The organism is Halomonas binhaiensis, assembly GCF_008329985.2.
In the GTDB taxonomy this organism is placed as follows: Bacteria; Pseudomonadota; Gammaproteobacteria; order Pseudomonadales; family Halomonadaceae; genus Halomonas; species Halomonas binhaiensis.
Genome location: NZ_CP038437.2, coordinates 1,806,167 through 1,818,436 on the forward strand (window position 1 = coordinate 1,806,167; position 12,270 = coordinate 1,818,436).

General features: G+C 58.1%; 11 protein-coding genes. 4 read left to right on the plus strand and 7 right to left on the minus strand.

Annotation, left to right across the window (positions count from 1 at the left end):
* Nucleotides 1-17 precede the first annotated feature (17 nt).
* The 4 genes from E4T21_RS07900 (at nt 18) to E4T21_RS07915 (ending at nt 3,767) form a co-directional block, all read left to right on the plus strand.
* Nucleotides 18-1,028: a serine/threonine protein kinase gene (locus tag E4T21_RS07900; RefSeq protein ID WP_149284480.1), complete on the plus strand. Its 1,011-nt coding sequence runs from the start codon at nt 18-20 to the stop codon at nt 1,026-1,028.
* A gap of 61 nt (nt 1,029-1,089) precedes the next feature.
* A complete protein-coding gene (gene folE / locus E4T21_RS07905; RefSeq protein WP_149284481.1) occupies nt 1,090-1,647 on the plus strand; it encodes a GTP cyclohydrolase I FolE in 558 nt (185 codons plus the stop codon).
* Between the two features lie 150 nt (nt 1,648-1,797).
* A complete protein-coding gene (gene folX / locus E4T21_RS07910; RefSeq protein WP_149284482.1) occupies nt 1,798-2,214 on the plus strand; it encodes a dihydroneopterin triphosphate 2'-epimerase in 417 nt (138 codons plus the stop codon).
* 92 nt (nt 2,215-2,306) lie between these two features.
* Complete coding sequence (locus E4T21_RS07915) at nt 2,307-3,767, plus strand: NAD-dependent succinate-semialdehyde dehydrogenase (RefSeq protein WP_149284483.1); 1,461 nt, start codon at nt 2,307-2,309, stop codon at nt 3,765-3,767.
* Between the two features lie 233 nt (nt 3,768-4,000).
* Here the strand turns inward: E4T21_RS07915 and purH are convergent, their stop codons facing one another.
* The 7 genes from purH to dsbD form a co-directional block, all read right to left on the minus strand.
* The gene (gene purH, locus E4T21_RS07920) at nt 4,001-5,581 is read right to left on the minus strand and encodes a bifunctional phosphoribosylaminoimidazolecarboxamide formyltransferase/IMP cyclohydrolase (RefSeq protein ID WP_149284484.1); all 1,581 of its coding nucleotides are present in this window, start codon (nt 5,579-5,581) and stop codon (nt 4,001-4,003) included.
* A 97-nt stretch (nt 5,582-5,678) separates the two neighbouring features.
* On the minus strand, nt 5,679-6,011 hold the full coding sequence (gene fis, locus E4T21_RS07925) for a DNA-binding transcriptional regulator Fis (protein ID WP_149284485.1): 333 nt from the start codon (nt 6,009-6,011) through the stop codon (nt 5,679-5,681).
* Complete coding sequence (gene dusB / locus E4T21_RS07930) at nt 6,008-7,066, minus strand: tRNA dihydrouridine synthase DusB (RefSeq protein WP_149284486.1); 1,059 nt, start codon at nt 7,064-7,066, stop codon at nt 6,008-6,010. The genes fis and dusB overlap by 4 nt, the downstream gene beginning before the upstream one ends.
* Nucleotides 7,067-7,170: 104 nt before the next feature.
* Nucleotides 7,171-8,082, minus strand: coding sequence for a 50S ribosomal protein L11 methyltransferase (gene prmA / locus E4T21_RS07935; protein WP_149284487.1), 912 nt, complete (start codon nt 8,080-8,082; stop codon nt 7,171-7,173).
* A 101-nt stretch (nt 8,083-8,183) separates the two neighbouring features.
* A complete protein-coding gene (accC, locus tag E4T21_RS07940) occupies nt 8,184-9,524 on the minus strand; it encodes an acetyl-CoA carboxylase biotin carboxylase subunit (protein ID WP_149284488.1) in 1,341 nt (446 codons plus the stop codon).
* Between the two features lie 62 nt (nt 9,525-9,586).
* Nucleotides 9,587-10,054 (minus strand): acetyl-CoA carboxylase biotin carboxyl carrier protein, encoded by a 468-nt coding sequence (gene accB / locus E4T21_RS07945; protein WP_149284489.1) that lies wholly within the window; start codon nt 10,052-10,054, stop codon nt 9,587-9,589.
* Between the two features lie 216 nt (nt 10,055-10,270).
* On the minus strand, nt 10,271-12,241 hold the full coding sequence (dsbD, locus tag E4T21_RS07950; protein ID WP_149284490.1) for a protein-disulfide reductase DsbD: 1,971 nt from the start codon (nt 12,239-12,241) through the stop codon (nt 10,271-10,273).
* Nucleotides 12,242-12,270 lie beyond the last annotated feature (29 nt).

The following is a 12,270-nucleotide window of genomic DNA, read 5'->3' on the forward strand; positions in this document are numbered from 1 at the left end:
CTTTTTCTGGAGCCATCATGTCTGATTCCCGCGCAGCAGAACCTCGCCCACCTTTTGCTGATCTTTCGCCTATGCGGGTCGTGGAGGCCATCGAATCCCTGGGCCTGTGGCTACCAGGAGAGCCGTTTGCACTCAATGCCTATGAGAACCGCGTATACCTGATCCATGACGATGAGCGCAGACGTTGGGTGGCCAAGTTTTATCGCCCTGGACGCTGGAGCGACGAGCAGATTCAGGAAGAGCATGACTTTCTTGATGAACTGTTGGCGTCGAATGTTCCCGTGGCTGCACCCTGGCGCAATGGGGACGGTCGTAGTCTGCATCATGTCGATGGCTATCGACTGGCGCTTTTTCCTCACCTGCCGGGACAAGCGCCGGAGCTCGATAATCCTGAACATCTCTTTGCCTTGGGCGAGCTGATGGGGAGTGCTCACAAGGTGGGGGAGCGTCGGAGCTTTCAGCATCGACCACGCCTGGATCTATTGGCCATGGTGAAGGAAGCCAGAGAGGTTGTGCTGGATAGTCCTTGGCTGGATCGCCGTCAGCGTACTGTCTATGAACGTACCTCCACAAAGTTGCAGGATCTGCTGGCTGGCGCAGTATGGGCGGATGACGCGGCCATTCGTGTCCATGGTGATTGCCATATAGGGAATATTCTAGGGCGGGATGCCAGTTTTGCACTGGTGGATTTCGATGATGCATTGATGGCGCCTGCGGTTCAGGATCTGTGGATGTTGCTGACGGCTGATGCGCCTGAGGAGCGTCAGATGCAACTGTCCGAAGTACTTGAAGGCTATGAACAGGAACGTGATTTTGATCGTGGTGAATTACGCTTGATAGAAGCCTTGCGCACCTTCCGCTTGATTCGCCATAGCGCCTGGCTGGTATCGCGTTGGAATGACCCTGCCTTTCCTCTGGCTTTTCCCTGGTTGGCCGAAACCAGTTACTGGGATACACATATTCGTCAGCTCGAACAGCAACGAATCGCCATGGATGATAGTGAGCGCTGGATGGCTGGGGTAGACTAAGCGGCTTTGCCGACAAGGCATTGAACGATAACCAGTTGTTGCTCTCCTAAAGGGCCTGATAATGACCGACTCTCTCGCCAACCATTACCGCAATATAATCAAGGAACTGGGTGAAGACCCGGATCGTGAAGGGCTCGTGGATACGCCGCGTCGTGCGGCCAAGGCCATGCAGTTTCTCAATCGCGGTTATACCCAGTCGCTGGAAGAAATCGTCAATGGAGCGGTGTTCAGTTCCGAGACCGATGAGATGGTGCTGGTCAAGGATATAGAACTGTATTCCATGTGCGAGCACCATTTATTGCCTTTCATCGGCAAGTGCCATATTGCTTACTTGCCCAATGGCAAGGTGCTGGGGTTGTCGAAGTTCGCGCGTATCGTCGACATGTATGCCCGTCGCATGCAGATCCAGGAAAACCTGACCAAGCAGATAGCCGATGCCGTGCAGAGCGTTACTGGTGCTCGGGGGGTTGCGGTTGTCATTGAAGCTCGTCACCTGTGCATGATGATGCGAGGAGTCGAGAAACAGAACTCCAGCATGACGTCTTCGGTGATGCTCGGCTCCTTCCGTGACAAGGCGACTACTCGCCAGGAGTTCCTGACCTTGGTCAATGGGCGTTGACAGAGGGCGGGATACATCCCAGTTCGAGATGGCGTCATTGGGCTAATACGCAGGCATTTATATAGAATTTTCAGAGATTTTTTTCGACAGGGACTTGTTTTCAGCAGGGACAAGGTGCGTCGAGAAAAAAACAACAATGGAGGCGAAGCCATGGCGCTTCACATACTGGATGATCAGCACTTCGATCATGATCTGGCGACCATCCGCATCAAGAATCTGCGGTTGCGCACCTACATCGGTATCAAAGAAGAAGAGATCCAGAATCGCCAGGATGTGGTGATCAATGTGTTGATCCGTTATCGCGCGGACAAGGCTGTGGCGTTCAACCATATCGAGCAGGCTCTCAATTACCGCACCATCACCAAGGAGATCATTGCTCATGTGGAGGGAAATCGCTTTCTGTTGCTGGAACGCATGACGCGTGAAGTGTTGGACCTGGTCATGAGCCATGAACAGGTGCTGACCACTCAGGTGGAAATCGATAAACCCCATGCTTTGCGCTTTGCTGATTCTGTATCGATCACCCTGTCGGACTCCCGCTTGCCCCGGCGAATCAACGAGGCATGAACGTTTCTGCTGCATGGGCCGACGTTTGCATAATTTGTATGCCGCAAGCGCAACGCTTAGCATGAAAGTCTGCCCATGATCAGGAGCTCTTCATGAACGTCCTACAGGATATGCCGCTGTACCGTCCCTTCGCCTATATCGATGGCAGTTGGGTTGCCGCTGACAGTGGTGAGCAGATTGATATCCTCAACCCAGCCAGCGGCGACCTCATTGCCAGAGTGCCGCGGCTTGGGCGCGCGGAAACCGAGCGGGCCATTGATGCTGCTGCGTCTGCCCTTCCTGCATGGCGTGCCTTGACCGCTCAGGAGCGCGCCGATGTCTTGATGAAGTGGTATGACCTGATGCTCGAGCATCAGGAAGAACTTGCAGCCATCATGACGCTGGAGCAGGGCAAGCCACTCAAGGAGGCGGCAGGGGAAATTGCCTATGCGGCAAGTTTCCTGCGTTGGTTCGCCGAGGAAGGACGGCGTGTCTATGGCGAGACCATTCCTGCGGCCAATGCCAACCAGCGGATTGTCGTCACCAAGCAGCCGGTGGGCGTGGTGGGTGCTATCACGCCGTGGAATTTCCCTGCTGCCATGATTACTCGTAAAGCCGGTGCCGCATTGGCTGCTGGCTGTACCATCGTGGTCAAGCCTGCCAGCCAAACCCCGTTGTCGGCTACCGCGCTGGCGCTGCTTGCCGAGCGCGCTGGTGTGCCTCGCGGTGTGTTCAATGTCGTGCCGGGCGCTGCCGGTGAGATTGCGAAAGCGCTGACGGAATCCTCTGTGGTGCGCAAGATCACCTTCACTGGGTCCACGGAAGTTGGCCGTACCTTGATGGCCCAGGCGGCTCAGCATATCCAGAAGATTTCTCTGGAACTGGGTGGTAACGCTCCCTTCATTGTCTTCGAAGATGCTGACCTCGATGCTGCGGTCACTGGTGCCATGGCCGCGAAGTTCCGCAATGCGGGGCAGACTTGTGTGTGCACCAACCGTTTCCTGGTTCAGTCCAGCGTGGTCAACGCTTTCTGCGAGAAGCTTGCAGTGGCCATGAACAGTGAGCTGACTGTAGGCGATGGCATGCAGGATGGCATCAACATTGGTCCGCTGATCGATGACAAGGCGGTGGCCAAGGTCAATGAACATGTACAGGACGCTGTTGATGGTGGTGCCGAGCTGTGGATAGGCGGCCATGCTCATCCGCTGGGTGGCAATTTCTTCACCCCGACGCTGATCAGTGATGCAACGGACCAGATGAAGGTGGCCAGCGAAGAGACCTTCGGCCCCCTGGCTGCGGTGTTCTCCTTTGACGATGAAGCCGATGCCATTGCCATGGCCAATGATACTGAATATGGCCTGGCGGCCTATTTCTACTCCCGGGATCTTGGTCGTGTGTGGCGGGTTGCCGATGCCCTGGATTACGGCATGGTGGGTATCAATACCGGCCTGATTTCCAATGCCAGCGCCCCGTTTGGCGGCGTCAAGGCGTCAGGGCTTGGTCGTGAAGGTGGCCATCAGGGACTGGAGGAATTCCTCGAGACCAAGTATCTGTGTATTGATCTAGGGGAATGATGGCTACGAGCTACGAGCTACGAGCTACGAGCTACGAGCTACGAGCTACGAGCGACGAGCTGTAAGTCGTAAGCTATGAGCTGTAAGCCGTAAGTAAGCAATAAGCCGCAAGGTGAATCCTGAAACAGGACCTTGCGGCTTATTTATGAGCGTTCGAAGCTCATCAGGGCTCTTGTCCATAACCCCCGAGGCGGCACCGTACAGCTCGTCGCTCGAAGCTCGCAGCTTAAAGCTTAGTGACGGAAGTGACGCATGCCGGTGAAGACCATGGCGATGCCGGCTTCATTGGCTGCATCGATGACTTCCTGATCGCGCATTGAGCCACCCGGTTGAATGACGGCGGTAATGCCGGCAGCAGCCGCAGCATCAATGCCATCACGGAAGGGGAAGAAAGCATCGCTGGCCATGACGGATCCTGGCACAGAGAGACCTTCATCCTCAGCCTTGATGCCGGCAATCTTGGCAGAATAGACACGACTCATCTGGCCGGCACCGACTCCGATGGTCTGACCGTCCTTGGCGTAGACAATGGCATTGGACTTGACGAACTTGGCCACTTTCCAGGCAAAGGCCAGATCGCGTAGTTCCTGCTCGGAAGGCGCGCGCTCGGACACCACCGTCAGGTCATCGACAGATACCATGCCCAGGTCGCGATCCTGGACCAGCAGGCCGCCAGTGACGCGCTTGAAGTCATGGCTGGCTTCACGCTTGCCCGGCCAGTTGCCACTGACGTCGAGCAGGCGCACGTTCTGCTTTTCGGCGACGATGGCCTTGGCTTCATCGCTGACGCCAGGTGCGATGATCACTTCGACGAACTGACGATCGATGATGGCACGGGCCGTATCTGCATCGAGAGGTTTGTTGAAGGCAATGATACCGCCGAAGGCGCTGGTCGGATCGGTGGCAAAGGCCATGTCGTAGGCGGCCAGGGTGGTGTCTGCCACGGCCACGCCACAGGGGTTGGCGTGCTTGACAATGACGCAGGCCGTTTCTTCGAAGCTCTTGACGCACTCGAAGGCAGCATCGGTGTCGGCCACGTTATTAAAGGACAGCGGCTTGCCTTGCAGGGTGACGGCTGTGGAAACGCTGGGTTCGGTGGTGCCTTCCTCGACATAGAAAGCGGCCTGCTGGTGAGGGTTTTCACCATAGCGCATGGACTGCTTCTTGGTCAGTTGCAGGTTGTAGGTGCGCGAGAAGCCGTCATCGCTGCCTTCCACCAGGCGTCCCAGATAATTGGCAATGGCGCCATCATAGCCGGCGGTGTGCTCGAAGGCCTTGACCGCCAGATCAAAGCGGGTGGCCTGGCTCAGAGCTGCGCTGTTGCCACGCATTTCATCGATCACGCTGGCGTAATCGGAGGCATTGACCACGATAGAAGTATGGGCGTGGTTCTTGGCGCAGGCACGCACCATGGTCGGGCCGCCGATATCGATGTTCTCGATGGCATCTTCCAGGGTGCAGTCTGGCTTGGCCACGGTAGCGGCAAAGGGATAGAGATTGACCACTACCATGTCGATAGGATCGATGCCGTGCTTGGCCATGACCTCATCATCCTGGCCGCGACGACCGAGAATGCCGCCATGAATGGTCGGGTGCAGGGTCTTGACGCGGCCATCCATGATCTCAGGGAACCCCGTGTGCTCGGACACCTCGGTGACAGCGATGCTCTGTTCGGACAACAGGCGGTAAGTACCACCGGTGGACAGCAGTTCGACACCCAGCTCGCTGAGTGCGCGGGCGAAGTCGACAATGCCAGTCTTGTCCGACACGCTGATCAGGGCGCGGCGGATGGCAGGAGAGGGAGTATGGGCCATGGGTCGGTCTCTATAACGGACAGAAAAAGCGAAAGTTCGGGCGCTGGCTCCTGGTTGGCCAGCGCATAGAAGGGAGCCGTAGGCTCCCTTCGCGGTGTTATATCAGATTGTAATGCTTAAGCTTCTTGCGCAGAGTGCCACGATTCAAGCCAAGCATTTCGGCGGCGCGTGTCTGGTTACCATGGGTGTATTCGAGCACCGATGACAACAGTGGCGCCTCGACCTCAGCCATGACCATGGCATGCAGGTCGGTGACGGTACCACCATCGAGATGATCGAAGTAGCGCCGCATGGCGCTGAAAACGGCCTCTCGCAACGGTCGGTCATCCTGGCCGGTGGTGGTGGACGGAGCAAGGCCGTTAAGCTCGTTGCTGGCGGCGTCCAGGGTAGTGATTGAGGACGTCTGGTCAATGGCTTGTCGGCTGGTCATGCGGCACGGGTTCCATGCTGTGCCACGGCCTTCGCCACATGCACCGAAGCTGTGGCAGGGTCGTGACGAAAAAGTTCGTCGATAAAGTCTCGTTGCCCCTGGGTATCCTCCAGGCCGTTGAAGATGGCTCGAAGGGTACGGCGTGTCTGGTCATCGAAACGTGAGTCACCGTCCAGATACCAGCCCAGGTGCTTGCGCGCGATGCGCACTCCCATATGTTCGCCATAAAAGGCATGCAGGGCATCAAGGTGTCCGCCAAGCACCTCCTGACGCTCCTCGGCGTCAGGGGCGGACAAACGACTGCCTTGGCGCAAGAAGTGGTCAATTTCCCGAAAGATCCAGGGGTTGCCCTGAGCGCCTCGACCAATCATGACGGCATCTGCACCAGTATAGTCGAGTACTGACCGTGCTTTCTCCGGAGTTGTAATATCGCCGTTGGCAAAGACCGGGATATTCACTTCGGAGACGACAGCAGCAATGGTGTCGTACTCGGCTTCGCCCTGGTATTTCTGCTGACGATGGCGGCCATGCACGGCCAGGGCCTGGATGCCGGCATCTTCTGCCATGCGTGCAATGCGCACGGCGTTGTTGCTGTCGGCACACCAACCGGTACGAATCTTCAGTGTAACCGGTATATCGACGGCAGCGACCACTGCATCGAGGATTTCTCCGACCAGGGGTTCATCGCGCAACAACGCGGAACCTGCTGCCTTGTTGCACACCTTCTTTGCTGGACACCCCATGTTGATATCGATGATCTCGGCACCCTGGTCGGCATTCAGCTTCGCTGCCAGCGCCAGCATGTCGGCATCGCCACCAGCGATCTGTACCGAGCGTGGGCCAGGCTCACCGCGGTGATCCATGCGCAGGCGAGATTTTCGCGTATGCCACAGACTCGGGTCGCTGGTGACCATTTCACCCACTACCAGACCCGCTCCCAGCTGTCGACACAGCGAGCGAAACGGGCGGTCGGTGACACCGGCCATTGGCGCGAGAATCACGCGATTGGCCAGTCGGTACGGACCGATACTGGGTAATGGACGAGAATCAGGCATGGGCATTGGCTCGTTCGGGGCTGCATATCATACGCGTCGAAAAGGCCTTCGTGAAGGCGGAAAGTCGCGCTATAAAAGGTTTATCTTTCGGTCGGAAAATTCCCTTAAGCAGGGCGCTGTCCGCTCAAACGCACCCAGCCTTCGCGATATTCCGGCTCCTCCATGATCAGCCCTTGAGCGTGGTAGGCATCCATGACCTCATCCGCCTGGTCGGAAAGAATGCCGGAAAGGGCCAGGCGCCCGCCATTTGCCACGTGGGCGGCGATGACAGGAGCCAGCTCGACAAGCGGGCCTGCGAGAATATTGGCGATCACCAGAGGAAATTGCTCACCGCTCATTTGCTCAGGGTAGCGCAAGGTCAGGCGCTGCTCTTCAATATCATTGCGCTCGGCATTTTCACGGCTGGCAGTGAGTGCCTGTGGATCAATATCCGTGCCTATGGCCTTTTTGACACCGAGCTTGAGCGCCGCAATGGCCAGAATGCCGGATCCGCAACCGACATCGAGCAGTTCAATGCCTTCGAGCGCTCCCTCCACCGACAGTGTGTCCAGCCATTCCAGACACAATGCGGTAGTGGGATGAGTGCCTGTGCCAAAGGCCAGTCCTGGATCCAGATGAAGGTTGACGGCCTCCGGGTCCGGTGGTTCGTGCCAGCTGGGCACGATCCATAGCCGCTGTCCCATTCTCAGTGGCTTGAAGTCATCCATCCATTCCCGCTCCCAGTCACGGTCATCGAGCAGTTCGTACTCGATCTGTGGACAGGGCTCATCGGAGACATGCTCGGCCCAGGCCGCTGCCAGGCGCTCGAGCATGGCGTGGATGCCCTCAAGATCATCATACAGCCCTGTCAGGATGGTCTGATCCCACAGCGGTGTAGTGCCACGGTCTGGCTCGAAGACCGGATCGTCGTGGGCATCCTGAAGGGTGATGGCGGTAGCGCCTTCTTCAAGCAGCAGCTCTTCGAGCAATTCGGCGTGTTCTGGTGGAATTTGGGCCTTGAGTTGTAACCAGGGCATGGAGGGAAGGCTCCTGAAAGTCTTGCGCAATTGTCGTTGCCACGGCACTCGAGAAATCAAAAGGGGCGGCTGCAAGCCGCCCCTCGATACCAGGCGCTGGGTCAGAGTCCCAGTTTCTTTTCCAGATAGTGAATATTGACACCACCCTGCTGGAAATAGCCATCGCGGACCAGATCCTTGTGTAGATCAGTGTTGGTCTTGATGCCTTCCACCAGTAGTTCATCGAGGGCATTGCGCATACGTGTCAGCGCTGTCTCACGATCCACGCCCCAGGTGATCAGCTTGCCGATCAGGGAATCATAGTGGGGGGGCACGCTGTAGCCAGTATAGATGTGAGAGTCCATGCGCACGCCCAGTCCGCCCGGAGGATGGTAGAGCGTGATCTTGCCCGGTGAGGGCATGAAAGTGCGCGGATCCTCGGCGTTGATCCGGCACTCGAAGGCATGCCCGCTGACTTCAACCTGGTCCTGCGAGATGGACAGGGGCAGGCCTGCAGCGATACGCAGCTGTTCTCGCACGATATCGACGCCGGTCACCATTTCAGTAACAGGGTGTTCCACCTGGACGCGGGTGTTCATCTCGATGAAGAAGAAACGTCCATCTTCGTAGAGAAATTCGAAGGTGCCTGCGCCGCGATAGCCGATCTCGATACAGGCCTGGCGGCAGGCTTCCAGGACTTCTGCCCGGGCTTTCGGGTCAAGACCAGGAGCGGGAGCCTCTTCCAGCACTTTCTGGTGGCGGCGTTGCAGGGAGCAATCGCGATCATACAGGTGGATCGCATTGCCCTGACCATCAGCCAGTACCTGGACTTCCACGTGGCGCGGCTTTTCCAGGAACTTTTCCATGTAGACCGTACCATCACCGAAGGCTGAATGGGCTTCGGTACGCGTCACATTGACGGCAGAGATCAAGTGGCCCTCGGTATGGACCACGCGCATGCCGCGTCCACCGCCGCCAGCAGCAGCCTTGATGATGACCGGATAGCCAATGCGCTGGGCGGTGGCCAGCAGCTCGCCTTCGTCATCGGACAGCGGGCCATCGGAACCCGGCACCGTGGGCACTCCGGCTTCTTTCATGGCCTTGATGGCACTGACCTTGTCGCCCATCAGGCGAATCGTGTCGGCACGCGGCCCAATGAAGGTGAAGCCGGAGCGCTCGACCTGTTCGGCGAAGTCGGCATTCTCGGCAAGGAATCCATAGCCGGGATGAATGGCGCTGGAGTCGGTGACTTCAGCGGCGCTGATCAGGGCCGGAATATTGAGGTAAGACTGGGCTGAAGCCGCAGGGCCAATACACACGGCTTCATCGGCCAGGCGTACATGCATCAGTTCGCGGTCGGCCTTGGAGTGCACTGCAACGGTCTTGATGCCGAGCTCCTTGCAGGCACGCAGGATTCGCAGGGCAATCTCGCCGCGGTTGGCGATAAGAACTTTGTCCAACATGGTGATATCCGCCGATTGGATGGATAAACACTGAGAGTGCCGGGCAATGCCCGGCACGAGGCTCAGGCGATGACGAGCAGAGGCTGGTCGAATTCGACCGGCTCACCATCCTCGACCAGAATCGCCTCGACGACGCCATCACGGTCGGCTTCGATCTGGTTCATCATCTTCATTGCCTCTACGATGCACACGGTCTCGCCCTTGCGCACGGTGCTGCCCACTTCAATGAAGGGCTTGGCACCCGGTGCGGGAGAGCGATAGAAGGTTCCCACCATGGGCGACAGGATTTCCTGGCCCTGGAAGGCGGGAGCGGCTGCCGCAGCGGGAGCTGCTTCTGCCGGAGCTGCCGTTGGTGCGGGAGCTGCAACAGGTGCCGTAGGCCAAGGCTGAGCAACGGCAGTCGGTTGCCAGGAGCCACCCTGGGGATGGCGGCTGATACGGACCGACTCTTCACCTTCCTGGATTTCGATTTCGCTGATGTTGGACTCTTCCAGCAGCTCAATCAGCTTTTTGACCTTACGAATATCCATGATGTTGTCTCGACCCTTTAAGCAGAGAAGGCCGGGCGCTGTAAACCCGGACGAAGTTTATATAGATCGGCGCAAGATATCGGCTCTTGCCGTCTCTATCGTGTAAGAATTCGGAGTAGTGCGAAAGTTTGCCGAAATTCCCAAAGGTTGTCCAGCGCATGACGAACGCTGTTCGTGGGAGTCTATTTTGCACCTATTCGGCTGACGCCTTTTCCGTTATTCCTGGGCATTTTCCGCCAGCCATTGGTTGACCTGATTGACATGCCGCGTCAACTGATCTGCGGTGACTTCGCCCTGGATGCGGGCGGCGCTGATCTCGTCGCTCCCGTCGAAGAACAGCAGGCTGGGAGGGCCAAACAGACGGAGCTCCTGTAGCAGTTCCCGGCTTGTGGCATTACTGCTGGTGACATCGGCCTCGATCCAGCGATAGTTGGCCAGAGCCTGTTGCACGTCAGGCGAGGGAAATACGTCCCGTTCCATCACCTTGCACGAAATGCACCATTCGGCGGTGACATTGACGATGGCTGGAGATGAGTCCTTGGCCAGTGCGGAATGTAATTCGTCCAGGCTGCGGACAACGGTGACAGGGGCAACTGGCGTGCCTGCCTGTGTAGCTCCAGCGACGGCCGATGTCATGGCCAGCGGTCGCAGTGGGTCGCTGGCCCCGCGTGCGGCTCCGATGACCAGTGCGATACCCCATACCAGCAGCATGATGCCGGCTCCCTGGCGCACACGCGACCAGCCAGCGGATGCGGACAGGTTCAGGGCGCCCAGGGCCAGGGCTGTGCCGATGGCCAGTCCTGCCCACAGAAGCAGGGAGATCTGACTGGGCAGCAGGCGCTCGATCAGCCAGATTGCGACCCCGAGGAGGAGAATGCCAAAGGCTATCTTGATGCCATTCATCCAGGCCCCTGAGCGGGGAAGCAGAGTCGTACCGAAGCCACCGACCAGCAGCAGAGGCACGCCCATGCCCAGGGCCAGGGCCAGCAAGGCTGCACCGCCGACCAATGCATCTCCTGTAGTGGAAATGAACACCAGGGCACCGGCCAGGGGTGCTGAAACGCAAGGGGAAACGACCAGTACAGACAAGGCCCCAGCCACTGCCAGGCCTACGGGACCACTCTGCTGGGCCCTGGTCTGCCAGGCATCGATGCGGCTGCCCAATCGTGAGGACAGGCTCAGATTGAACACTCCGAACATGGCAAGTGCGAAGAGTGTGAACAGGATGGCGAAAAGAATCAGCACCGGCGCTGATTGCAGTCGGGCCTGGAGGTTTAGCCCGGCGCCAAACAGCCCCATGAGAACACCGATCAGGGCATAGGTCAGCGCCATGCCGGCCACATAGCTACCTGACAGGGCCAAAGCGCGGCCGCGAGTAGGATTCTGCCCCACGATGATCGAGGACAGGATGGGTAGCATCGGCAGTACGCAGGGCGTGAACGTCAGTCCCAGGCCGGCGAGGAAGAACAGGCCGAGCATCAACGGTACGCTAGTATCGCGCATCAGCGTGCTGAAATGGCTGTCTTCGCTGAGCGGTACGGCAATCTCAGTCGTGCTCGGGTCCTTGGCAACGGTGCTTCTGGAGCCTGGGTTGCTGGTGGCTGCGGAGTCGGTGCTGGGAGTGCTGCTGTTGCTGGCCTGTGTGTCCCCCTGGGCGTCCTTGTCCTTGGCGCTGTTCTCGGTGGCGTTGTCAATATCTGCCATCAAGGCTTCGACATCTGCCGCAAACTGAGAGGGCGCTGACGCTTGCGGGGCTTCCAGATGCACGGTTTCCGGTGGATAGCACAGGCCTGCATCGGCACAACCTTGAAACGTCAGGTCAATATTCACCGGGCCTTGCTGAGGCGTAGTGAAAGGTACGGCAAAGACCATCTTGTCGTAGAAGACGAAGACATCGCCGAAGAATTCGTCTGTCTTGGCCTCCCCGGGAGGCAGTTGGGGTTCTCCCAGCATGTCCGGTGCATCAGGGGCTGAGACGGAGAAGCGATGGCGGTAGAGGTAGTAGCCATCAGCATTCTCGAAGCCGATGTAAAGATGTTCTCCATCATGCCAGGCGTTGGGGAAGAAGGCCTGATCCACCGGCAGGAATTCGGAAGAGTTCGATGAGGAAGAAAAGAACTGTGCCTGGGCCGTAAAGGGCAGGAGTATCAAGCAGCACAGGGCAAGCAGACGTATGACAAACGGCACGATGTATCCTTAGTAGAAACAGTTGCAAT

Coding starts and splice junctions, on each gene's coding strand:
- E4T21_RS07900 (WP_149284480.1), top strand. CDS start 18: ATGTCTGATTCCCGCGCAGCAGAACCTCGCCCACCTTTTGCTGATCTT.
- folE (WP_149284481.1), top strand. CDS start 1,090: ATGACCGACTCTCTCGCCAACCATTACCGCAATATAATCAAGGAACTG.
- folX (WP_149284482.1), top strand. CDS start 1,798: ATGGCGCTTCACATACTGGATGATCAGCACTTCGATCATGATCTGGCG.
- E4T21_RS07915 (WP_149284483.1), top strand. CDS start 2,307: ATGAACGTCCTACAGGATATGCCGCTGTACCGTCCCTTCGCCTATATC.
- purH (WP_149284484.1), bottom strand. CDS start 5,581: ATGGCCCATACTCCCTCTCCTGCCATCCGCCGCGCCCTGATCAGCGTG.
- fis (WP_149284485.1), bottom strand. CDS start 6,011: ATGACCAGCCGACAAGCCATTGACCAGACGTCCTCAATCACTACCCTG.
- dusB (WP_149284486.1), bottom strand. CDS start 7,066: ATGCCTGATTCTCGTCCATTACCCAGTATCGGTCCGTACCGACTGGCC.
- prmA (WP_149284487.1), bottom strand. CDS start 8,082: ATGCCCTGGTTACAACTCAAGGCCCAAATTCCACCAGAACACGCCGAA.
- accC (WP_149284488.1), bottom strand. CDS start 9,524: ATGTTGGACAAAGTTCTTATCGCCAACCGCGGCGAGATTGCCCTGCGA.
- accB (WP_149284489.1), bottom strand. CDS start 10,054: ATGGATATTCGTAAGGTCAAAAAGCTGATTGAGCTGCTGGAAGAGTCC.